Below are 21,824 nucleotides of genomic sequence, written 5' to 3' on the forward strand. Positions count from 1 at the left end.
TGGTTTGGTTCGAAGTTTCGTCAGCCAGTCGAAGCGACGGCGAGCGCCGCTTCGAGGTCGCTCCAGAGGGCCTCCGTCCCCTCCAGGCCGACATGGAGCCGTACCGACCGCGGCGAGATGCCGAAGGCGGCCGCGGAATTGGGCTGGGCTTTCTGCGACAGCACGACTTCGCCCGGCACGATGAGGCTTTCATGTCCGCCCCAGGAAACGCCGAGCTTGAAGAGTTCGAGATGATCCGCGAAGCGCCTGACGTCGACGCCCTCGCGGAAGATGAAGGAGAAGAGCCCGGACGTGCCGGAAAGACCCGGCGGCAGCGTGTTGCCGAGACCGGGGTGGCAGACGGTCTCGACCAGCGGATGGGCCTGCAGCCGCCGCGCGACGTCAAGCGCCGAGCGCTCGTGCGACTTCATGCGGATCGGCAGGGTGCGCAGTCCCCGGATCAGCAGCCAGGCATCGAAAGGCGAGAGCTTGCCACCGAGGTAGGGATAGGCCTCCGAGCGGATGCGGCCGATCAGTTCCTTCGAACCGGTGACGACACCTGCGACGACGTCCGAGTGGCCGCCGAGATATTTCGACGCCGAATGGATGACGAGATCGACGCCGAGCGAGATCGGCTGCTGGAAGATCGGGCTCGCCCAGCTGTTGTCGATGGCGGTGATGATGCCCTGATCCCTGGCAAGGCGGGCAAGGGAAGCCACGTCGTGGGTGTCCATCACCCAGCTCGTAGGGCTCTCCATGTAAAACAGTTTTGCGCCGGGCAGGGCTTTCGCGACCGCTTCCTCGTCGCGGCCGTCGACATAGGTCACCTCGATCTTCATGCGTTTCAGATGCGTGCCGAAGAGGCGGAAGGCGTCGGGATAGACATGGTTGACGGCGACGATGCGGTCGCCCGGCTCGACGAAGGAGAGCACGGTCGACGAGATCGCCGACATGCCGCTGGCAAAACCGATCGCGTCCTCGCCGCCTTCGAGCTTCGCCAGCATCTCCTCGAACATGCGCACGGTCGGGTTAAGGCCGCGGGTATAGATCGGCCGCACGCGCTCGCCCCGGTAGGACGCGACCATGTCGTCGTAATCCCTGAAGGTGAAGAGCGATGTCTGCACGATCGGCGGCACGACGGCATCGAAGGCGTGGCCTTCGTCATGCGCGACGATCAGTGAGGCATGGTCGAACGGATCGAGGCCGTTGGTCATTTGGACATTTCCTTGATGTCTTCCTCGACGATCGCGAGGATTTTCAGTGTTTCTTCGCGCGCGGTGTCGGGGTCCTGAGCGGCGATCGCGTTGAAGAGCGTGCGGTGGAACGGGAAGGAGCGGCGAGCGAAGTCCGTGCGATCGAAAGGATGGTCCCAGAAGCGCTCGAACGCCTCGCGCATTTGTTCGAGCAACTGCCGGAACAAGGGATTGTGCGTGGCGTCGTAGATCGCCAGATGGAAGGCGAGGTCTTCCGGACCCGAGGTGCCCCTGGCGATATGCACCCGCTCCATCTCGTTGAGCTTGATTTCGATGATCTTAAGGTCTTCATCGGTTCGCCGGCGCGCGGCGACCATGTTCGCCTCGACCTCGATCCCGCGGCGCACTTCGAGCGTCATCAACAGCACGTCGCGCAGATGCGCGGTGTCGAGGGTCAGCGGCATATGCACGGTGGCGCCAGAGATGGTGCGCAGGAGATAGGTACCGCTGCCCTTGCGCGCCTCGACGACACCCAGCGCCTGGAAGTGGCGGATGACCTCGCGGATGGTGGAACGGCCGACGGCGAGCGCCGTCATCAGCTCGCGCTCGGCCGGCAGACGGTCGCCGGGTTTCAGGCCTGAATGTTGGACGTAGTCAGCCAATGCGGCAATCACCTGCTGGGCCCGGTCGGCCGGGGGCAGGGGCATCAGGGCCGCTCTTGCCGGTTCACTCATTCGGCTCCCTCCCCAGAGGCCAAATTGGTCTGACATCTGAGCACTATGGATAAGAGGCGAGAGGTCGTCAAGCCGGAACTGATGGAACGCGAAGGTGGTTGACCTCGCGCGCTTCCGGCGTAGACAGGAGGCAAGGAGCTTGAAGATGACGAAATCGGGATATGTGTGGGTGGTCGCCGCTGTGGCTGGCGCGCTCGTCGCCTTGATGGCGGTCACAGTCGATGCGGTAGCGCAGATGCGCACCAGAAAGTTCGAATATTACGAGGGGATCCAGCGCAAGCCCTATGGCTATTACTGGATCTGGCCGCCGGTAGAGCAACGGGAGCCGGCCTACAGGCAACGTCCCGGCAAGGATGGTCCGGCCGGTAACGCGACGACGAAACCCCGTACACGGCCGACCCAATAGGCATTGCTGTGCTGCCAAGCGAACCGAACAAAGAGAAGCGGCGCCCTCGGGCGCCGCAACTTTGATCAGACCTTGTTTGATCAGGCCTTGGCGACGTGTACGTCGCGGGGAAGGGAAGAAAGAACCTCCGGGCCGTCCTCGCGCAGGATGACGATATCCTCAAGCCGGATGCCGAAGCGGCCGGGCAGATAAATGCCGGGCTCAATCGAGAAGACCATGCCTTCTTCCAGCACGGTTTCCGAGGTCGCGGTGATGTAAGGCGGCTCATGGCCGTCGATGCCCATGCCGTGGCCGGTGCGATGGACGAAATATTCGCCGTAGCCGGCGTCGCTGATCACCTTGCGGGCGGCCGCGTCGACGTCCTTGGCGAGCACGCCGGGGCGTGCCGCCTTCAGTGCTGCCTGCACGGCCCTTTCGACGATCGTGTGGATCTGGCCGTATCCCTCGGGCGCGCGGCCGACGATCGCCATGCGGGTGATGTCGCTCGGGAAGCCCTGCTTGCGGCCGCCGATATCGATGACGACGGCATCGCCTTCCTCGATCACCCGTTCGCTCGCCGAATGATGCGGGAAAGCGCCGTTGCCGCCGGCGCCGACGATCGAGAAGGCCGGTGCGGCACCTTCGGACGAGAAGTGTCCGCGGATCTCGACGGCCAGTTCCTTCTCGGTCATGCCTGGACGGATCTTGGCAAACGCCGCCTGCATGGCGCGGTCGGCAATGCCGGCATTCATCTTCAAAAGGGCGTATTCGCTTTTGTCCTTGCGCATGCGCAGGCTTCCAAGCGTTGCCGGGGTGAATTCGCGGGCGGTATCAGCAGGTAGCGCATCGATCAGCAGCAGTGCGAAATCGGCGCGCATGGTTTCATCGAGCACGACGCGGCCAGGCGCAGCCGCGCCGACATCGGCGAGGGCCGACGTCAGAGCATCGGTCGGACCCACGTCATCAGCCCAGTTGTGGAAGGCGATGTCGGTGTGCTCGCGCGTGCCTTCGGCGTTGAGCGCCGGCATCAGGAAGGCTTCCTTTTCCGGGCCGACGAGAAGCAGGCAGGGGCGTTCGTCGGGATGCGGATGATAGCCGATCAGCCAATCCATATGCGATCCCGGCGCCAGCGCGACGAGGCCGACATTGCTTTCGGCCATCTTTTTGCGGAGCGCGGCAAAACGGCTCTTGGTGATTTCAGTCATGGGGTTCCCTGTTCTGGTTCGAGGATATGGGATGCGCTCGCCGTTCACGCGACTGTGGCGCTCATCGACGGACGGAATGGGGTGCGCGGTGGATTGGCGCGATGTGGTGTTTACGGGGAATGCTTGGGGCCGGTGCAGGTGTTGCTCCGGGATGCAGCTCTTTGGCTCTTCAAGCGGACTCCTCCCCCCTCGAATGCACGGGCACAGGGCCGGAAAGCCGGTCGCTTGCCGTCGCTATGCATCTGTATTTGCACGACATTGGTGCCGTGCCCGAGCGTTGTCAATACGGAATTTTAGTCACACTAAAATTTGTGGAGCCGTAGCTTATCATCGAGTCAGGCAGCCAACCGCAGAAGGCGCGCGACCGCCTGCTGGTCGAAGCCGCCGATCCCCTCCCGGATGTCGGCGGCGATCGCATCGGCGACGGCCTCCTCGTCGCGCCGCCTGAGGGCATCGATGGCCTCGCGGTGGCGGTCGACCACATAGAGCTCGGTGACGTGTTCCATGGCGATGCCGAGGATAGGCCCGAGTTGCAGCCACACGCTTTCGATCAGCGGCATGGCGACCGGGTCGGGATTGGCGGTGTAGATCATGCGATGAAACGCCTGGTTGGCGATCAGCGCCGCCACCTTGTCTCCCCTCCGGATTTCCATCTCGATGCTGTCATCGATGGCGGCGATCTGCTCAATCTGGCGCTCGGAAAGATGGGCGACAGCCCGGCGTGCGGCATGGCTTTCGAGTGGGATGCGGAGCGAGATCAGCTCTTCGAAACGAGCGGGTGTGATCTGCGGCACGACGATGCGGCGATTTTCGAGGAACTGCAGCGCGCCGATGGAGGTGAGCTGACGCAGCGCCTCACGCACCGGCGTCGGGCTGCTTTCGAGCGCTTCGGCGAGGCCTCGGATGGTGACGGACGTGCCGGGGCGAAAGGCGCCGACCATGATTGCCTGGCGCAGTCGGTTGAAGGCGTAATCATGCGTGGTCATGCCCTCTGGTCGTGCAAGGGGCGGCAAAACAAGGGATTTCAAGTGCGCATGTCCTTCTGCCCAAATCACGATGATTTCGGGTCGATCCGACCAGTTACATCGTGATCGTTACTCATAGGTGCGAGCGAATGCGGGCTGAAATCCGCATACACTTTTCCGCATCCCGCTCTACCTCAAACGCCTGATAGCATCGCTCATGCTTGACTCCAATTCCTGAATTATGTCAACTTTCCGAAAATGTGATCACAAAAAGAGATTTGCGATATGTCGCTCGACGCGGAAGACCCCAGCGCATTCAAGGCATGGCTCGAGCAGAATGGGCCAATCGAAAGCATCCAGGCCGTCGTCTGCGACCTCAACGGCATCATGCGTGGCAAGCGCGTGCCGGTGGAGCAGGCGGGCAAGGTGCTCGGCGGCGGCATCCGCATGCCGCTCTCGATCGTCGGGGTCGATGTCTGGGGCGAGGATATCATCAACAGCGAGCAGGTGTTCGCCAGCGGCGACCGCGACGGTATCTGCGGCGTCACCGGCCGCGGCGCGCTGCCGGTCAACTGGACCTCGCGGCCGAGCGCGCTGGTGCCGCTCTGGCTGCAGCTCGAGGACGGCAAGCCGTTCCTCGCCGATCCGCGCCAGGCCTTAGCGGCGGTCGTACGCGAATACCAGGAACTCGGTCTTCGCCCTGTCGTCGCCACCGAGCTGGAGTTCTACCTGATCGATCCGGAGCCCGACAGCGCGGTGCCGCCGATCTCGCCCTATACCGGCAAGCGCCTCGATTCCGACGCGATCCTCTCGATCGACGAGCTCGACGATTTCGGCGAGTTCTTCTCGGACGTCTACAAGGAATGCGCCCGGCAGAACGTGCCGGCGGACGCGGCGATCGCCGAAAACGGCATCGGCCAGTTCGAGATCAACCTGCTGCACACCGACGACCCGCTGAAGGCGGCTGACGACGCCATCTTCTTCAAGCGCATCGTCAAGGGTGTCGCGCGCAAGCATGGGCTTGCGGCGACCTTCATGGCCAAGCCCTACGGCACACGGTCGGGCAACGGTATGCATATCCATTTCAGCCTGCTCGACGAGGAGGGCAACAACGTCTTCAACGACGGCAGCGACGAAGGCTCGCCCATGCTGAAGAACGCCGTTGCCGGCCTCCTGCGCGGCATGGCTGAGACGACGCTGCTGTTTGCGCCGCATTTCAACTCCTATCGGCGGCTCAGGCCGGACACGCATGCGCCGACCGCCGTCTGCTGGGGCTATGAGAACCGCACCTCGGCAATTCGCATTCCAGGCGGCAATCCGGCCGCGCGCCGCATCGAGCATCGCGTCGCAGGAGCGGATGCCAATCCCTATCTCGTCATTGCCGCGATCCTTGGCGCTGCCCTCGTCGGCATCCGCAACAAGTGGAAGCCACCGGCGCCGGTTTCGGGTCGGGCCTATGCAGCGGAGAAACTGCCCAAAATTCCCTCTGAATGGGGGCAAGCGGTCGATAGCTTCGAGGCAGGACCGATTGCCGCCGAAATTTTCGATCCCGTGCTGCGCTCGATGCTGATCGCCTGCAAACGCCAGGAGATTGCAGGCTTTGCCGAGCAGGTCACGGATTACGAATTCAGCGCCTATCTGGAAATTGTCTGATGCTCACGAAACAGAACTCCTATGCCGGCGACGGCAGCTACCCGACCAGCTATTACGCCGCTTCCCGCAACATCATCCGCACGCCGGTCCGACTTGAAGGCCGGGTCGAGACCGACGTCTGCGTCGTCGGTGCCGGTTACTCCGGCCTGTCGACGGCGATCCACCTTGCGGAAAAAGGCTACAAGGTGGTTGTCGTCGAAGGCGCCCAGGTCGGCTGGGGGGCCTCGGGTCGCAACGGCGGTCAGGTGGTCAACGGTCTCAATGCCAGCCTCGCAACGATCCAGCGCCGCTATGGCGACGATGCCGCGCGTTTCATCGGCGGGCTGGTGCAGGAGGGTGGCAAGATCATCCGCCGCCTCGTCAGCCAGTACCAGATCGACTGCGACCTGAAGCCGGGCAACATCTACGCCGCCTATACGCCGGCGCACATGAAGGAACTCGAAGCCAAGCAGGCGCTGTGGCGCAAGTACGGCATGGACGACCACCAGCTTCTCGATCGTGACGCGCTTGCCAAGCTCGTCAAGTCGGATGCCTATTGCGGCGGCATGCTCGACACGACCGGCGGCCACATGCATCCGCTCAATCTTGTGCTCGGCGAGGCGCGCGCGCTCGAAAGCATCGGTGGGACCATTTTTGAACAGTCGCCCGTAACGCGGGTCGATCACGAGGCGGCGCGGCCGACCGTCTATACCGAAGGCGGCGAGGTGTCGGCGCGCATCGTCGTTCTCTGCGGTAACGCCTATCTCGGCGATGCGGTGCCGAAGCTCGTCTCGCGCGTCATGCCTGTCTCGACGCAGATGATCACGACGGCGCCGCTCGGCGAGGAGTTGGCGCACTCGCTGATCCCGAGCGACATGTGCGTCGAGGACGTGCGTTACATCCTCGACTATTTCCGCCTGTCGGCCGACAAGCGGATGATCTTCGGCGGCGGCACCGTCTATGGCGGCACCGATCCGGCCGACGTGGTCGCCAAGCTGAAGCCCAATCTCGAAAAGGTGTTCCCTGAGCTCAAGGGCGTGAAGATCGACTATGCCTGGAGCGGCAATTTCGCACTCTCCTTCACGCGCGTGCCGCAGATGGGCCGGATCGGCTCCAACACCTATTTCGCCCACGGCTACAGCGGCCATGGGGTGACCGGATCGCATCTCTTCGGCCGTACGCTCGCCGAGGCGATCGACGGCGATACCACGCGCTACGACGTCTTCGAAAAGCTGCCCTGGTATCCGTTCCCGGGCGGGCGCATGTTCCGCGCCCAATATTCGACGATCGGTTCCTGGTGGTACCAGTTCAAGGACGCGGTCGGATTGTAGAAAAAACACCGATGCTTGCCTTTGGGGTGGCTCGCCGTGGAGACAGGCCACGCCTCTTGTGCGCGAGTCGAATGGTCGATTTCCCGCGGAGTGTAATTCCGCCTTGGCGGCTGATGCGCTAGTATTAATCCTATGTGGCATCGGCTCGCCCGTTCGAAGGGCCGGTTGCATCTCTGGCATGCGGCCAGTCCGTGGGAGCGGCGTTCGCATGCAAACGGATACCAAGGAGGGCCCGCATTTCTGCGGGCAAGGCAGGCGGGGAGCATATGACTCCCGATTGATTTCCTGGGAGGCCTCGAGATGTTCGTGCGCTTTGGCTATGAAATCGGCATTCGTTGCCCGCAGCCGACCCCGATGATGACCTATCTTTCCGTCGTGCCGGAACGGCGCGCAACTCTTCGGCGCGAACATGGGCCGGTGTCTTCGCCGCTAGTGAAGATGGAGCAGATCACCGATCCGCATGGCAACACATGCATGCGGATGACCGTGCCCGAAGGCGACTTCAAGCTCTCCTATGACGCGGTGATCGAGGATGACGGCAGGCTCGATGCCTCCGATCCGCTGGCGGATGCTGTGCCGGTCGAAAGTCTGCCGGCCGCTTGGCTACCCTATCTCGCGGCCAGCCGTTACTGCGAAACCGATCGGCTCGGTGCGCTCGCGTGGCGGCTGTTCGGAGATGTGCCTGCCGGTTGGCAGCGCGTGCAGGCGATTTGCGACTATGTGCATGAGCGCCTGGTCTTCAGCTACGGCTATGCCCAGGCGATGCGCACCGCGCTCGAAGCCCATGAGGATCGCGTTGGCGTCAGCCGCGACTATGCGCATCTGGCGATCACCTTCTGCCGCTGCATGAACATGCCGGCGCGCTATGTGAACGGCTACATGGCCGACATCCCGAAGAGCGATCGTCCGGCGCCGATGGATTTCAACGCGTGGTTTGAAGTCTTTCTTGGAGATCGCTGGCATACGTTCGACGCCAAGAACAATCAGCGACGGGCAGGACGGATCGCGGTCGCTCGCGGCCGTGACGCGGCCGACATTCCGCTGATCCAGACTTTCGGCAAACACGAACTGACGGCCTTCACCGTCTGGACCTGTGTCGAGACCGACAGTGCGCTCACGCGCTCGCATCACGGCTCCGATGTTTCGTTGCTGAATCCGTGGTTCAGCGAAACCTGGTCGAAGCATCTGCAGGAACGTGACCGCAATCGGCATTGACGACGGCGGTTTCGCCGAACCGATTTTTTACGACATGCGCATTTAGCGGAAAATGATATCTATAAACTCAATCGAGAATATAGGAGAACAAGACAGTCGATGGGCCATGGCCCTCGCAGGAACGGAGAGACGCGATGAACGCAGCGAAACCGATGATCCAGTCCCGCTACGCACTCTACGGGACCACACCGCAACGCCGCTCACATGTTCATCTCGTTCCCCACGCAATTGCGATCGTGGCCGCATTCTCCTTCGTCAGCGCCGTCGTCGTGGGCGCTTTCTGATCTTTCTCGATTCAGCTCTGGCGCGACAGATGTTCGTGCACGGCGATCCAATCGCCTGACGATGCCCGCCGGAACACGATCGTCTCCCGCTCGTCCGCTTTGGCCGGCTCGCCATTGAATTCCAGTTCGGTCTCGACGCGGTGCGTGAAGACCGCGACATCACCCACCGCCTGGACATGACGTTCGCTCGATCGGCAGCCGCGCACCCGAAAACCGTCCCGTTCCTCCCATAGCGCCCATTCCGCCTCGTAGGCGGCGCGGCTCAGAAGCGGCTGCTCCAGCGTGTGGAAGATGAAGGTGGCATCCGGCGCGAAAGCCGAAAAATAGGAAGCGCGGTCGTGCCGCGCGAAGGCGGCAACCAGCCGGTCGGCGGCCGAAAGCACCGACTGTTCGAGATCCTGCATCGTGTTTCCTCTTTTATCCGGGCGCAGATTTGCTCCGGTCGTGTTTTTGTGATGGTCAGCGGGCCGCGATCAGTGTCGCGAGCGGCCGGTTCTGGCGGGAAACGCGAGCCTTCAGATCGTCAAGCGACATCGTCTCTCGCTTGGCGAATTCGGTGAACATCATGTTGAGATTGTTGAAGAACATCTCGCCAACCGCTTCGGCGTCGATATCGAGCGCAACGACGCCCTTGGCCTTCAGCTTGAGGATAAGGGTCGATATCTGATCGCAGAGCCGGCGGTCGAGTTCCGTATAGCGCTTGCTGAACGGACTTTCCGGCTGCTGGATGGCGATCGCCATGGCGGTGCGCCACATCTCCTTGCTGAGATAGAAGAGCGAGTGGTCGTAATATTCGCCGATCAGCGCGTCCAATGCGCCCATCACGGAGAGCGGCGGATTGTCGACGATCGTCCGGCCGGCAGTGAGCACTTCCTCGACTTCCATCGACACGGTGGCAAGCAGGATGTCGCCCTTGTTTTCGTAGTAATTATAGAAGGTTCCAACCGAGATTTCGGCGCGCTCGGCGATGTCCTCGATGCGCGCGCTGTCATAGCCGACTTCGCGAAAGAGCACGGCGGCGGCGTCAAGAATCCGCCGGTTCCTATCGGCTTTTTGCCGTGCGCGCAGTCCCGTCATCTGGTGTTTCCCCGAATTATGAATTGGTTCAAAATTGAGATTGACTTAAAAAATGAATTCATTCAATCTTTTTTTGAAGACGCCGAAACGAGCGTCAAAACCATGAGGGCAACAGCATGATGCAGTCAGTTCGTGACGGTGCGCGCCTGCGCCGTTTTTTCTCCTCCACCGCCGCCATCGCGATTGCGGCGCTGTCGACGGTCGCAGCCCCGGCGCCGGTCTTTGCTCAAGAAGAGCTCAATGCGCTCGTCTGGTGCGACCACACCGATCCGGCGCTGCTCGAGCCGTTCGAGAAGGCCAATGACGTCAAGGTCAACGTCAAGGTCTATGAGGGCACTGGGGCAGGGCTCTCGATCCTCGACCAATCGCAGCCCGGCGACTGGGACGTGCTCGTCATCGACGGCGTCGACGTTCACCGCGCCATCGATCTCGATCTTCTCGCCGAAATGCCCGCCGATGCGCTGCCGACCGCCGACATCTTTCCGGAAGTGCGCATGGAGGCGAACAACACCAAGGACGGCAAGACCTACGCCGTCACCGAGAAGTTCGGCTACAACACGATTTCCTACGACAAGACCAAGGTCGACCCGAAGGACATGCAGGACCTGTCGGTCATCTGGTCGGACAAGTACAAGGGCCGCATCGCGCTCTATGACTACTATCTGCCGATGATCGGCCTTGTCGGCCTCGGCCTCGGCAAGAAGACCTCCGAACTTACCGAAGCGGACATGCCGGCGATCAAGGAAAAGCTCGCGGCGATGCGTGCGGCCTCGAAGCAGGTGAGCGACGTCGTCTCCTCGCAGACGGCGCTTGCGACCGGCGAAGTCGATATCCTCGTCGGCGGCGGCGAATGGATCACCGCGGTTCTTTCCGCCGACAAGCCGAGCCTCGACTGGACCATTCCCGAGCAGGGCGCCGTGCGCTGGGCGCAGTCGATCGGCGTCATGAAGGATTCGACCAAGCAGGATCTGGCGCTGAAATTCGTTCAATACATCTTGAGTCCGGAGGGCCAGGCGCGGCTTGCGACCTCGTCCTGCTACTGGGCGATGCCGGCCAACGCCAAGGCGGGCGAATTCCTGAACGACCAGCAGAAGACGGCGCTGCGCTTCAACGAGCAGGCCGAATACCTGAAGAAAACCCAGCTCTACCCGATCCCGTCGGCCGAACTCGACCAGCAGTTCCAGGATGCCTGGACGGAGATGCTGCAGCAGTAATGACAAGGGCGGACGCGATCGACATCGCGTTCGCCTGATCACCGCCGCCTTGGCGGCGGCACAAGGGCAAACCATGCCCGCAACCCTTGAGCCCAGGGATAGCCATGGCAGACGCCGGTACCTTGACAACAGCGACAGCGCTCGAAGACGCGGACCGGCGCAAGGCCTGGGGTTTCGTTGCACTGGCGCTGCTTTGGACCGTCGCTTTCTTCGTCGTGCCCTTCGCCTTCATGGCCGCCATGAGCCTCTGGAAGCGGGAAGGTCGGGACCTCGTCCGCGTCTGGAACTTCGACAACTACGCACGCTTCTTTTCCGAGAACGCGCTGTTCCAGGGGCTTATCAACTCGCTGGAGATCACCATCATCGTGACGGTGATCTCCGTGCTGCTTGCCTATCCGCTGGCCTGGATCATCGCCGAACGCGTGCCGAAGCGGCTGCAGCGCATGGCGCTGATCCTGGCCATCCTGCCATTCTGGACCTCCTACGTCGTGCGCTCCTATTCCTGGCTGCTGGTGCTCTCGAAGAACGGCGTGATCAACCAGATGTTCATGAGCATCGGTTTGATTTCCGAGCCGCTGGAGCTTGCGAGCACCCGCACGGCGACAGTGATCGGCTTCGTGCATTTCTTCGTCATGCTTTTGACGCTGACGATCTATTCGAACCTGATCCAGCTGTCGCCGAACTACCGCCGCGCTGCCGCCGACCTCGGCGCCAATGCCTTCCAGACCTTCTGGCACGTGGTGCTGCCGCTGACACTGCCTGGCATCATGACCGGCGCTTTCCTCACCTTCGTTCTCTGCATCGGCGACTATGTCACGCCGCAGATTCTCGGCGGCAACAACGAGTTGGTGCTGCCACAGATCATCATGCTGCAGCTCGGGCGCAGGGCGGATTTCCCGATGGCGGCGGCGCTGTCGATCGTGCTGATGCTCGCGGTCACCGTCGCCTACGTGCTCTGCGCCCGTTGGCTGAAGATCGAGAGGGCCTGACGATGCTGCGCCAGATCTCAGCAAGCGTCCTCTCGTGGACCTATCTCGTCCTCGTCTACGCCTTCATCTTCCTGCCGGTCGCCGTGCTGGTGCTGTTCTCGTTCCAGGATGGCCGCCTGCCGGTGCCGCCCTTCAACGGCTTTTCGCTGCAATGGTACGAGGCGGTTTTCGCCGACCGCAAGCTGATGGCAGCGCTCGGCAACTCGATGATTGTGGCGCTCGTCTCCTCGGTCATCTCGGTGCTGCTCGGCTTCCTCGCGGCCTATGCGCTGGCGCGCTACAAGCTGCCGGGATCGGCGCTGCAGCGCGGCTTGCTGATCGCGCCCATGACGGTCAGCTACCTGATCATCGCGCTTGGGTTGCTGTCACTGCTCAATGCACTGCACGTTCCCTTGTCGCTGATGACGGTCGGGATCGGTCATGTGGTGATCAACCTGCCGCTCTGCTTTGCCATCATCTATGCCTCGATGGGCGATCATCACATCAATATCGAGCGAGCAGCGCGTGATCTCGGCGCCAACGATTTCAAGGTGATGGCGTTGGTGACCGCACCGATGCTGATGCCGTCGATCCTCGCTGCCTTCTTCCTCTCTGTCACCTTCAGCTGGGACGAATTCATCATCGCCTTCCTGCTGTCGCGCTTCGATGTGACGCTGCCGGTCGAGATCTGGAGCATGCTGCGCTCCGGCCTCAACCCCAAGACCAATGCCATCGGCTCGCTGGTGTTCCTGGCCTCTGTCGCCGTGCTCCTGATCCTTGAGCTTTCCCTGTTCGGAAGGACGAAAAAACAATGACCGCTTCCGTCACGATCGAAAACGTCAGCAAGATCTTCGGTGCCTTCACGGCGCTGGACAACGTGTCGCTGGATATCCGGGCGGGCGAGTTCATCGTGTTGCTCGGGCCGTCGGGCTGCGGCAAGACCACGCTGCTCTCGATCCTCGGTGGCTTTCAGTCGCCAAGCGCGGGCCGCGTGACGATCGCCGGGCAGGACATGACCTATGTGGCGCCGGCCAAGCGCCCGACGACGACGATGTTCCAGGACTACGCGCTGTTTCCGCATATGCGCCTCGTCGACAATGTCGGCTTCGGGCTCAGGATGCGCGGCCTTGGTAAGGCCGAGCGCGACGAAAAGGCGCTCGGTTTCCTCGATCTGGTCGGTCTGAAGGCATCGGCCGGCAAGCGGCCGCATGAGCTTTCCGGCGGCCAACGCCAGCGCGTGGCACTTGCCCGTGCACTGGCCGTCGATCCGGATGTACTTCTGCTCGATGAACCACTCGGCGCGCTGGATCTCAAGCTCCGCCGCCAGATGCAGGATGAACTGAAGGCGATCCAGAAGCGGGTGGGCACGACCTTCGTGCATGTGACCCACGACCAGGAGGAGGCGATGGCGATCGCCGATCGCATCGTGGTGATGAACCAGGGGCGGATCGAGGATTTCGGTCCGCCGTCGGAGATCTACATGCGGCCGCGCTCGCTGTTTTCGGCGGGCTTCATGGGCGAAGTCAATTTCGTCTCCGGTCGCGTCGCGGCGGCGGACGCGAGTTCCGCCCGGGTCGAGACCGCGCTTGGCAGCCTGGCACTGCCTGCTCAGAATTTCACCGCATCCTCGCCGAAGGCGGGCGACCGCATCACCCTCACCATCCGACCGGAACATTTCCGCGCCGATGACAAGGCGGAAGGACCGACGGTGGCGCTCGGCGAGGCACGCGTTGCCGGCAGTGCCTTCTTCGGCACGCATTATCGCTGCCATCTGCAACCCTGTGCCACGGACACCAGGGCGCTGGTGGCGCATCTGCCGCAATCTGCCAGCGTGCGCGAAGGCGAGATCGTGCCACTTGCGGTACGCGCAGCCGACGTCGTAGCCTTGCCCGCGACTGGCGGACACGCGTAACACCATGCAGAGAATTGCACCTCAGGACTGGTATCGCGTGCGGCGGCTCGACGACGATGTCACCGCCATCGATGAGCCCTATATCCAGGAATTCTATCGCTGCAACATCTGGCATGTGCGCGGACGCGACCGCGACATGCTTGTTGATAGCGGCATGGGCGTCGTGTCGCTCAGGGAATGGGTGCCGGTGGTGACCGAGCGCGCCTTGGATGCCGTCGCAAGCCACACCCATTTCGATCATATCGGCTGCCATCATGAGTTTGCCTGCCGCTGTGTGCACGTTGCCGAGGCGGAACTTCTGGCGCACCCGACGCGCAAGAACACGCTGGCCGATCCTTACGTCGCTGACGAAATCTTCGACGCGCTGCCGCCTGAGCCCTATGCCTCCACCACCTATGCGGTGAAGGCGGCACCGGCGACGCGGCTGCTGGAGGATGGCGACCATATCGATCTCGGCGACCGGGTCTTCGAGGTGATCCATACGCCCGGCCATTCGCCCGGCGGTATCGCACTCTTCGAGGCAAAGACCGGTATCCTGTTCTCCGGCGACATCCTCTACGATGGTCCGCTGATCGAGGACACCTATCATTCCAATGCCGACGACTACCTGGCGTCGATGGAACGGCTGCTCACGATACCCGCGCGTATCGTTCACGGCGGACATTTTCCGAGCTTTTCGGGTGAGCGCTATCGAGCGCTAATCCGCAATTGGCTTGCTGAAAAACAAAAGACAAACTGACGGGAAGGAGGAGCGAATGCTCGACAAACGTAAGTTCTACATCAACGGCACATGGGTGGATCCCATCGTCGCCAACGATCTCGAGGTCCTGAACCCGGCGACGGAGAAGCCTGTAGCGGTGATCTCGATGGGAACGGCCGAAGATATCGACCGGGCCGTCGCCGCCGCCAAGAAGGCCTTTGCCACCTATAGCCTGACCAGCGTCGAGGAGCGGCTGGCGCTGCTCGAAAAGCTGCTTAGCGTCTATAAGCGCCGCTACGACGAGATGGTCGACACCATCACCATGGAACTTGGTGCGCCAAAGACCATGACCCGAGAGCAGCAGGCCGATGTCGGCGTCGGTCATCTCCAGGGCTTCATCGACGCGCTGAAGCGCCTGAAGAGCCGCGACCGGCTGCCGAACGGCGACGTGATCCTGCGCGAGCCGATCGGCGTCTGCGGCCTGATCACGCCCTGGAACTGGCCGATCAACCAGATCGCACTGAAAGTTGTGCCGGCGCTTGCGACCGGTTCGACCTGCGTCCTGAAGCCGAGCGAATTCACGCCGCTCAACGCCATGCTCTATGCCGAGATGATCGATGAGGCGGGCTTCCCCGCGGGCGTCTTCAACCTCGTCAACGGCGACGGCATCAATGCGGGCGCTGCCCTTTCCAAGCACCGCGACATCGACATGATGTCGTTTACCGGGTCGACGCGCGCCGGCATCGCCGTCAGCAAGGATGCGGCCGAGACCGTCAAGCGCGTGACGCTGGAGCTTGGCGGCAAGTCGCCGAACATCGTCTTTGCCGATGCCGATCTCGAAGACCGCGTCACCGGCAGCGTGCTCGAATGCTTCAACAATTCCGGCCAGTCCTGCGACGCGCCGACCCGCATGCTGGTGGAGCGCAGCGTCTACGACCAGGTGGTCGAGATCGCCAAGCGCGTCGGCCGCGAGGCGAAGGTCGGTGACCCGACGCAGGAAGGCAGCCATATCGGTCCGCTCGTCAGCCACGTCCAGTTCGGCCGGGTGCAGGCGCTGATCGAGGCGGGCATTGCCGAAGGCGCGCGTCTGCTCGTCGGCGGTGCCGGCAAGCCCGAGGGGTTCGAGACAGGCTACTTCGTCAAGCCGACGATCTTTGCCGACGTCAACAACGACATGCGCATTGCCCGCGAAGAGGTCTTCGGTCCGGTGCTTGCGATTATCCCCTTCGACACTGAGGAGGAAGCGATCGCCGTTGCCAATGACACCAATTACGGCCTTGCAGCCTATGTGCAGACGGGTGACCCGAAACGAGCGGAGCGCGTCGCAGCTCGCCTTCGCGCCGGCATGGTGCATATCAACGGCGGTCCGCACCGCTATGGCAGCCCCTTCGGCGGCTACAAGCAGTCGGGCAATGGTCGTGAGGGCGGCATGTTCGGTCTTGAAGACTTTCTCGAAGTGAAGACCGTGCACGTTCCGGACGCTGCCTGAGCCGCGACGCAGAACGCCAAGCATTGAAAGCCGGCCGTCGCATCCTGCGGCGGCCGTTTTTCTTTCGGGCAACCGGCATACAGGGGCTGTCGTCGGCACCGCGCATCTGCTAGCTCGTCGGCTCCTGCCCCGACGACTGCCCTTCCGGATGTCTCCCGTGACCCAAGCATCTCATACCTCGGCCCACAATCGCGTCGCCATGGCGGCGCTTCTGATCGGCGGCGCTGCGATCGGCGGCTCGCCGATCTTCGTGCGGCTGTCGGAGGTGGGGCCGATGGCGACCGCCTTCTGGCGGGTGGCGCTGGCGCTGATCCCGCTTCTCGCCTGGAGCTGGTTTCGCGGGGAGGGCGCCAATGACCGGCGCCCGGAGAAGCTCTCGGAATATGCGCTGCTGATCCTGCCCGGTGTGTTTCTCGCGATCGATCTGGCCGCCTGGCACTACGCGCTGACGAAGACCTCGGTCGCCAACGCCACGCTGCTGGCCAACCTTGCGCCAGTCTTCGTGACGCTTGCGAGCTGGCTTTTGTTTCGCGCGCGCATCAGCACCATTTTCGCAATCGGCCTCGCAACCGCGGTCGCGGGCGTCGTGATCCTGAAGGGCGGACCGATGGCGCTCGGCGACGGCAATTTGCTGGGCGACGGCATCGCCGTCGTCGCGGCCATGTTCTATGCCGGTTACATCTTGGCGATCGGTCGGCTACGCAGCCTGTTCGGCACCGTGCGCATCATGATCTGGAGCACCGCTTCAGCGGCAATCTGCATGCTGCCGATGGCTGCCCTCTTCGAACAGTCGCTCTTTCCGGTGACCGCTTTCGGTTGGGCGATGCTGTTCGGCCTCGCCTTCGTCAGCCATGCCGGCGGGCAGGTGGCGATCACCTATGCGCTCGCCTATCTGCCGCCTGCTTTTTCTTCGCTGACCCTGCTCTTGCAGCCGGTCGTGGCGGCGATCCTCGCCTGGATCCTGCTTGCCGAGCCAGTCGGCCTGATGCAGGCGATCGGTGGGGCGATCGTGCTCATTGGCATTTTAATCGCGCGGCGCGGGTAACGCCGCGCGCCTTCACGGCTCCGATCAGAGACCGGGCGGTGTGAAATTTGCCAGCCGCTCTTCGAGCTTGCGGATCGTCTCTGCGTCCGCATTGGCAAAGGCGAAGCGCAGGTAGTTCTCCTGGCCTTCGCCGAAATAATCGCCCGGTAGGCAGACGACGCCGGCGAGCTTTGCCAGCTTCTCGGCGATGAACTGCGAGTCGATATCGGGGAAGGGGTGGCGGACATAGGCGAAATAGGCGCCGACCGCCTGCAGCTTCCATTTCGGCAGGCGGCTCATGACGTCCCGCAGCGCATCGGCGCGCGCGGCGATCTCGGCGCGGTTCGCCTGGCGCCAGTCGGTGAGCGCTGGAATCGCCCGAGCAACCGCGGCTTGGGCGGAGCGCGGCGCACAGATCTGCAGGTTGTCCATGATCTTCGTCACCTGCTCGATGACAGCAGGGCCGGCCGTGATGGCACCGAGGCGATGGCCGGGAATGCAGAAGGACTTGGAGAAGCTGTAGAGGCCGATGAAGCTCTCCTGCCAGCCCTCGCTTGCCAACAGGCCGTGCGGCGCGACGGACGCGTCGGGCAGGAAGTCGCGATAGGTCTCATCGAGGATCAGCCAGACGCCCTTGGCGCGGCAGGCCTCGTGGATCCGGGCGAGCAGGTCCGGCGGATAGACGGCGCCGGTCGGGTTGTTGGGCGAGACGAGCGCAAGTGCCCGGATGCCGGGGCGAAGCGCTGCAGTAATCGCGTCGACCTCGGGCAGGAAGCCAGCGCCGGCGTCACAGGGCACGAGCTCGACATTGATGCCGAGCATCGAAAGCGTCGTTTCCTGGTTGAAGTAATAGGGGTTGGTCATCAGGATCGTATCGCCTGCGCCGGCAATGGCCATCGCCGTGCAGATGAAGGCCTGGTTACAGCCCGAGGTGATATGGATGTTGTCGGCGGTGACCGCAGCATCGTAGAGCGCGGCGACATGGGCGGCATACGCCTCGCGCAGCACCGCTTCGCCTTCGATCGCGCCATAGCCGGTATAGGCGGTGGAGGCGGCAGCCTCGCCAAGCCAGGCCAACATGTCCGGATGCGCGGGATAGCCGGGCACGGCCTGCGACAGGTCGATCAGCGGGCCACGGGAGCCGTCGTAGGACTTCGCCCAGGCCAACACCGAGGGCACGGGCGGCGGCGAGAGCTTTTCGACGAGCGGGTTGAAATGCGGCATGGCGGGTGTTCCTGCGTTAGATCACGATGGTTTGAAGCATGATGCGGGCGGAAAACCGCGTACATTTTTCCTCATCCTGCCTCAGGCCTTGGCTTTACGTTTCTGCGGGCGATCGGCGCGGCGGGCGCGGCTCGGCGCCGAGACCGGCTGAAAGCTGTCCTTGCCCGATTTACGATCTGTTGGCTCCAATTTCGAGGCCCGGCTGCGAATAATCGTGCGGGCCGAAGTCTGCAGTTCCGGCATAGGGTCGCTTTCGAGCGTTGAAAACATCCAGTCGATGAAGATGCGCACGATCGGGGCCGCCAGCACCTCGTTGCGGCAGGCGACGAAGAAGGCGTCGTTGGCGGGCACGGTCAGGTCGAATGGCGCAATCAGCTCGCCGCGCGCGATCAGGCTGCCGGCGGTGATGGTGTCGCCCAGCGCCACACCCTGATTGTGCAAGGCCGCTTCTGTCGAAAGCCGCGCGTCGCTCATGAAATGCTGCCGCCCGCGCTGCAGGTCGCTGGCGTCGGCTGCGGCGAGCCAGGTGTTCCATTCGCGGCCGTCGTCGCCATGCAGCATCACGTGGTCGCGCAGGTCCCGCACAGAGCGCAGTGGCCGCATGTTGAGCAGTGTCGGGCTCACCACCGGGAACAGTTCCAGCCGGCTCCAGAGCTTGGCCCAGGCGCCCGACCAGTTGCCATCGCCATAGATCAGGCAGACGTCGACGTCGGGCGAATGCAGATAGGTCTCGTCATTGGAGGCGATCAGCGTCAGGCGCACGTCCGGATACTGTTCGGTGAAGAGATGCAGCCGCGGGATCAGCCAGAAGGAAAGCAGCGCCGGGACGCAGGTGATGCGCAGTTCGCCGCTCGTCGTCGGACGCGTCATCGCCGCCGTCGCCGCGGCGATCTCGGCAAAGGCATGGGTGACGGCCGGCAGCAGCAGCGCGCCCTGCGGCGTCAGCTTCAACCGCTTGCCGCCCCGTTCGAACAGGGCCGCCTTGACCGAGAGTTCAAGCGCGCGGATCTGGTGGCTGATCGCACCGTGAGTGACGTTCAGCTCACGCGCGGCAGCCGATACGGAGCCCCGTCGCGCCGTCGCTTCGAAGGCGCGCAAAGGGTTCAAAGGCGGCAGGCGGCTGGACAAATCGAGCGGTTCCGGCAATTGCTGTTATGTGAATTTTTCTCACACGAAACGCTATAACAATGTCAATTGATTTTCTAGGGGAATTGCCGCCTAATAATCATCAACAAAGGCGAAAAAGCCTGGGGAACATGATTGCGCCGGACGAGCCGGCCCCATCCGCAGACAAAATCTGTGGCGCCTCGCGCGCATGCCCTGGGCTATGGATGACGGAGGATTGAACCGATGGCCTGGGACGATAACAAGCTTGCCGAACTGAAGGCGAAATACGGCGAAAGCCATGGCGGCGAGCTCTTCGACCCCACTTTCCGCAAGGTTGCCGACAAGATCTTCAACAAGAGCGGCACGCGCCTTGCTCCCTATTCCGGCATCCCGACCTTCCTGACCGCGCCGCATATGCCCGTCGATGCGGAAAACCCGGATTTCGGCAATCTTCAGGTGGCGATCGTCGGCATCCCCATGGATCTCGGCGTCACCAACCGCCCGGGCTCCCGCTTTGGACCGCGGGCGCTGCGTTCGATCGAGCGCATCGGTCCCTATAACCATGTGCTCGGCTGCACGCCGGTGCAGGAACTGCGTGTTGCCGATATCGGCGACGTGCCGTTTCAGAGCCGCTACCGGCTGGAGCTCAGCCATGAGGATATCGAAAAGCGCATCAACCAGATCGTCGATGCCGGCGTTCTTCCGCTTTCGGTCGGCGGCGACCACTCGATCACCCATCCGATCCTGAAGGCGGTCGGCAAGAAGCGTCCGGTCGGCATGATCCACATCGACGCCCATTGCGACACCGGCGGCGCCTACGACCTCACCAAGTTCCACCATGGCGGCCCGTTCCGCAACGCCGTTCTCGACGGCGTGCTCGACCCGACCCGCGTCGTGCAGATCGGCATTCGCGGCTCGGCCGAATATCTCTGGGAGTTCTCCTACGAGTCCGGCATGACCGTCATCCATGCGGAGGAAGTCACAGGCCTCGGCATTCCCGCAATCATCGAAAAGGCGAAGAAGATCGTCGGCGACGGCCCGACCTATCTCTCCTTCGACATCGACAGCCTCGATCCGAGCTTTGCGCCGGGCACGGGCACGCCGGAAGTGGGTGGTCTCACGACCCGCGAGGTGCTGGAACTGATCCGCGGCCTCAAGGGCATCAATCTCGTCGGCGGCGACGTCGTCGAAGTGGCGCCGCAATACGATTCGACGACCAACACGGCCCATGCCGGCGCCCAGGTGCTTTTCGAGATCTTGAGCCTGATGGTCTATAGCCCGGCCATTACCGGCAAGTCCGCCTGACACAAACGTTTGTCGGCTGCCGGACCGGAAACGGCGGCCGACCGCCAGACTGCACAATCACAAAGCTTCCGGGTAGGGGAATAACCATGACGATCCATTCGAAACTGAAGACAGCATTCGCTGCCGCCCTGATGCTCGGTGCGGCCGCCGGCATCGCCAAGGCTGATGCACTTGCCGATATCAAGTCCGCCGGCCAGATCAATGTCGGCATCTTCTCCGACTTCCCGCCCTTCTCCTCGGCCAGCGCCGACATGAGCATCAAGGGCTATGACGTCGACGTCGCGCAGCAGATCGCCGACGACCTCGGCGTCAAGCTCAACCTCGTCAGCGTCACCGGCCAGAACCGCATTCCCTATCTCAACGACAAGCGCGTCGACATCCTGATGAGCGTCGGCTTCTCCAAGGAACGCGCCGAGGTGATCGACTTCGCCGCGGCTTACGCGCCCTATTACATCGCCGTCATCGGTCCGGCCGAACTGAAGGTTGCCGGCAAGGAAGACCTCGCCGAGAAGACCATCGCCGTCAACCGCGGCACGCTCGAAGACACCTCGCTCACCGAGGCGGCTCCCGCCAACGCCGACATCCAGCGCTTCGACAACTACAATGCCGTGATCCAGGCCTTCATCTCCGGCCAGGCTCAGCTGATGGTCGTCGGCAACGACGTCGGCGCCCAGGTGCTGGCGCGCCAGGAGGCGCTGAAGCCGGAGCAGAAGTTCCAGCTTTTGACCTCGCCGTCGCATATCGGCCTCAACAAGAACGAAGATGGCCTGAAGAAGGCGGTTAACGACGTGGTCGCCAAGATGCTTGCCGATGGCAAGCTGAACGCGAGCTCCGAGTCCTGGCTGAAGACGCCGCTCAACCCCGACAACCTCAAGGACTAA

The 21,824-nt window shown here is 62.8% G+C and carries 22 protein-coding genes; 14 read left to right on the top strand and 8 right to left on the bottom strand.

What is annotated here, in order from left to right:
* Positions 1-20: 20 nt before the first annotated feature.
* Both V7S54_RS28185 and V7S54_RS28190 read right to left on the bottom strand, forming a co-directional pair.
* A complete protein-coding gene (locus tag V7S54_RS28185) occupies positions 21-1,193 on the bottom strand; it encodes a PLP-dependent transferase (RefSeq protein ID WP_065374433.1) in 1,173 nt (390 codons plus the stop codon).
* Positions 1,190-1,906 carry a FadR/GntR family transcriptional regulator gene (locus V7S54_RS28190; RefSeq protein WP_065374432.1) on the bottom strand — a complete coding sequence of 239 codons (717 nt, stop codon included), beginning with the start codon at positions 1,904-1,906 and terminating at the stop codon, positions 1,190-1,192. The genes V7S54_RS28185 and V7S54_RS28190 overlap by 4 nt, the downstream gene beginning before the upstream one ends.
* A 145-nt stretch (positions 1,907-2,051) precedes the next feature.
* On the opposite strand from V7S54_RS28190, the gene V7S54_RS28195 reads away from it, so the two are divergent.
* On the top strand, positions 2,052-2,312 hold the full coding sequence (locus V7S54_RS28195) for a hypothetical protein (RefSeq protein ID WP_141679396.1): 261 nt from the start codon (positions 2,052-2,054) through the stop codon (positions 2,310-2,312).
* Positions 2,313-2,392: 80 nt separating this feature from the next.
* On the opposite strand, the gene V7S54_RS28200 is transcribed toward V7S54_RS28195, so the two are convergent.
* Together V7S54_RS28200 and V7S54_RS28205 are read right to left on the bottom strand one after the other, a co-directional pair.
* Positions 2,393-3,496, bottom strand: a complete 1,104-nt coding sequence (locus V7S54_RS28200) for a M24 family metallopeptidase (protein ID WP_065374430.1) — start codon at positions 3,494-3,496, stop codon at positions 2,393-2,395.
* A gap of 335 nt (positions 3,497-3,831) precedes the next feature.
* Positions 3,832-4,524 carry a GntR family transcriptional regulator gene (locus V7S54_RS28205; protein ID WP_065374429.1) on the bottom strand — a complete coding sequence of 231 codons (693 nt, stop codon included), beginning with the start codon at positions 4,522-4,524 and terminating at the stop codon, positions 3,832-3,834.
* Between the two features lie 222 nt (positions 4,525-4,746).
* Between V7S54_RS28205 and V7S54_RS28210 the strand changes: the two genes are divergently transcribed.
* From V7S54_RS28210 to V7S54_RS28225, 4 genes are all read left to right on the top strand, one after another.
* Positions 4,747-6,114, top strand: a complete 1,368-nt coding sequence (locus V7S54_RS28210) for a glutamine synthetase family protein (protein ID WP_065374428.1) — start codon at positions 4,747-4,749, stop codon at positions 6,112-6,114.
* The gene (locus tag V7S54_RS28215; protein ID WP_065374427.1) at positions 6,111-7,424 is read left to right on the top strand and encodes an NAD(P)/FAD-dependent oxidoreductase; all 1,314 of its coding nucleotides are present in this window, start codon (positions 6,111-6,113) and stop codon (positions 7,422-7,424) included. The genes V7S54_RS28210 and V7S54_RS28215 overlap by 4 nt, the downstream gene beginning before the upstream one ends.
* Positions 7,425-7,724: 300 nt before the next feature.
* A complete protein-coding gene (locus V7S54_RS28220) occupies positions 7,725-8,639 on the top strand; it encodes a transglutaminase-like domain-containing protein (protein WP_065374426.1) in 915 nt (304 codons plus the stop codon).
* A 134-nt stretch (positions 8,640-8,773) separates the two neighbouring features.
* Entirely contained in the window at positions 8,774-8,923 is a 150-nt protein-coding gene (locus tag V7S54_RS28225; protein WP_034798890.1) for a hypothetical protein, read from the top strand.
* A gap of 11 nt (positions 8,924-8,934) precedes the next feature.
* Here the strand turns inward: V7S54_RS28225 and V7S54_RS28230 are convergent, their stop codons facing one another.
* Both V7S54_RS28230 and V7S54_RS28235 read right to left on the bottom strand, forming a co-directional pair.
* Positions 8,935-9,327: a YybH family protein gene (locus V7S54_RS28230; protein ID WP_065374425.1), complete on the bottom strand. Its 393-nt coding sequence runs from the start codon at positions 9,325-9,327 to the stop codon at positions 8,935-8,937.
* Between the two features lie 55 nt (positions 9,328-9,382).
* Positions 9,383-10,000: a TetR/AcrR family transcriptional regulator gene (locus tag V7S54_RS28235; protein WP_065374424.1), complete on the bottom strand. Its 618-nt coding sequence runs from the start codon at positions 9,998-10,000 to the stop codon at positions 9,383-9,385.
* A gap of 119 nt (positions 10,001-10,119) precedes the next feature.
* Between V7S54_RS28235 and V7S54_RS28240 the strand changes: the two genes are divergently transcribed.
* The 7 genes from V7S54_RS28240 (at position 10,120) to V7S54_RS28270 (ending at position 17,328) form a co-directional block, all read left to right on the top strand.
* On the top strand, positions 10,120-11,214 hold the full coding sequence (locus V7S54_RS28240; RefSeq protein WP_065374472.1) for an ABC transporter substrate-binding protein: 1,095 nt from the start codon (positions 10,120-10,122) through the stop codon (positions 11,212-11,214).
* A 104-nt stretch (positions 11,215-11,318) separates the two neighbouring features.
* The gene (locus V7S54_RS28245) at positions 11,319-12,203 is read left to right on the top strand and encodes an ABC transporter permease (protein ID WP_065374423.1); all 885 of its coding nucleotides are present in this window, start codon (positions 11,319-11,321) and stop codon (positions 12,201-12,203) included.
* A 2-nt stretch (positions 12,204-12,205) separates the two neighbouring features.
* Positions 12,206-12,997: an ABC transporter permease gene (locus V7S54_RS28250; protein WP_065374422.1), complete on the top strand. Its 792-nt coding sequence runs from the start codon at positions 12,206-12,208 to the stop codon at positions 12,995-12,997.
* On the top strand, positions 12,994-14,094 hold the full coding sequence (locus V7S54_RS28255) for an ABC transporter ATP-binding protein (protein ID WP_065374421.1): 1,101 nt from the start codon (positions 12,994-12,996) through the stop codon (positions 14,092-14,094). Before V7S54_RS28250 ends, V7S54_RS28255 begins: the two co-directional genes overlap by 4 nt.
* Before the next feature lie 4 nt (positions 14,095-14,098).
* Entirely contained in the window at positions 14,099-14,833 is a 735-nt protein-coding gene (locus tag V7S54_RS28260) for an MBL fold metallo-hydrolase (protein WP_065374420.1), read from the top strand.
* 16 nt (positions 14,834-14,849) lie between these two features.
* Positions 14,850-16,283 carry an aldehyde dehydrogenase family protein gene (locus V7S54_RS28265; RefSeq protein WP_065374419.1) on the top strand — a complete coding sequence of 478 codons (1,434 nt, stop codon included), beginning with the start codon at positions 14,850-14,852 and terminating at the stop codon, positions 16,281-16,283.
* A gap of 157 nt (positions 16,284-16,440) precedes the next feature.
* On the top strand, positions 16,441-17,328 hold the full coding sequence (locus tag V7S54_RS28270; protein ID WP_065374418.1) for a DMT family transporter: 888 nt from the start codon (positions 16,441-16,443) through the stop codon (positions 17,326-17,328).
* A gap of 24 nt (positions 17,329-17,352) precedes the next feature.
* Here V7S54_RS28270 and V7S54_RS28275 read toward each other — a convergent pair whose 3' ends face one another.
* Positions 17,353-18,531 carry an aminotransferase gene (locus V7S54_RS28275; protein ID WP_065374417.1) on the bottom strand — a complete coding sequence of 393 codons (1,179 nt, stop codon included), beginning with the start codon at positions 18,529-18,531 and terminating at the stop codon, positions 17,353-17,355.
* Positions 18,532-18,612: 81 nt separating this feature from the next.
* A complete protein-coding gene (locus V7S54_RS28280; protein ID WP_065374471.1) occupies positions 18,613-19,659 on the bottom strand; it encodes a LysR substrate-binding domain-containing protein in 1,047 nt (348 codons plus the stop codon).
* Between the two features lie 222 nt (positions 19,660-19,881).
* On the opposite strand from V7S54_RS28280, the gene speB reads away from it, so the two are divergent.
* Together speB and V7S54_RS28290 are read left to right on the top strand one after the other, a co-directional pair.
* Positions 19,882-20,943, top strand: coding sequence for an agmatinase (gene speB, locus V7S54_RS28285; protein ID WP_065374416.1), 1,062 nt, complete (start codon positions 19,882-19,884; stop codon positions 20,941-20,943).
* A gap of 86 nt (positions 20,944-21,029) precedes the next feature.
* A complete protein-coding gene (locus tag V7S54_RS28290; RefSeq protein ID WP_065374415.1) occupies positions 21,030-21,824 on the top strand; it encodes a transporter substrate-binding domain-containing protein in 795 nt (264 codons plus the stop codon).

Origin of the sequence: Ensifer sp. CCNWLY38, from assembly GCF_037120565.1 — a bacterium.
Lineage (GTDB): Bacteria > Pseudomonadota > Alphaproteobacteria > Rhizobiales > Rhizobiaceae > Ensifer > Ensifer adhaerens_H.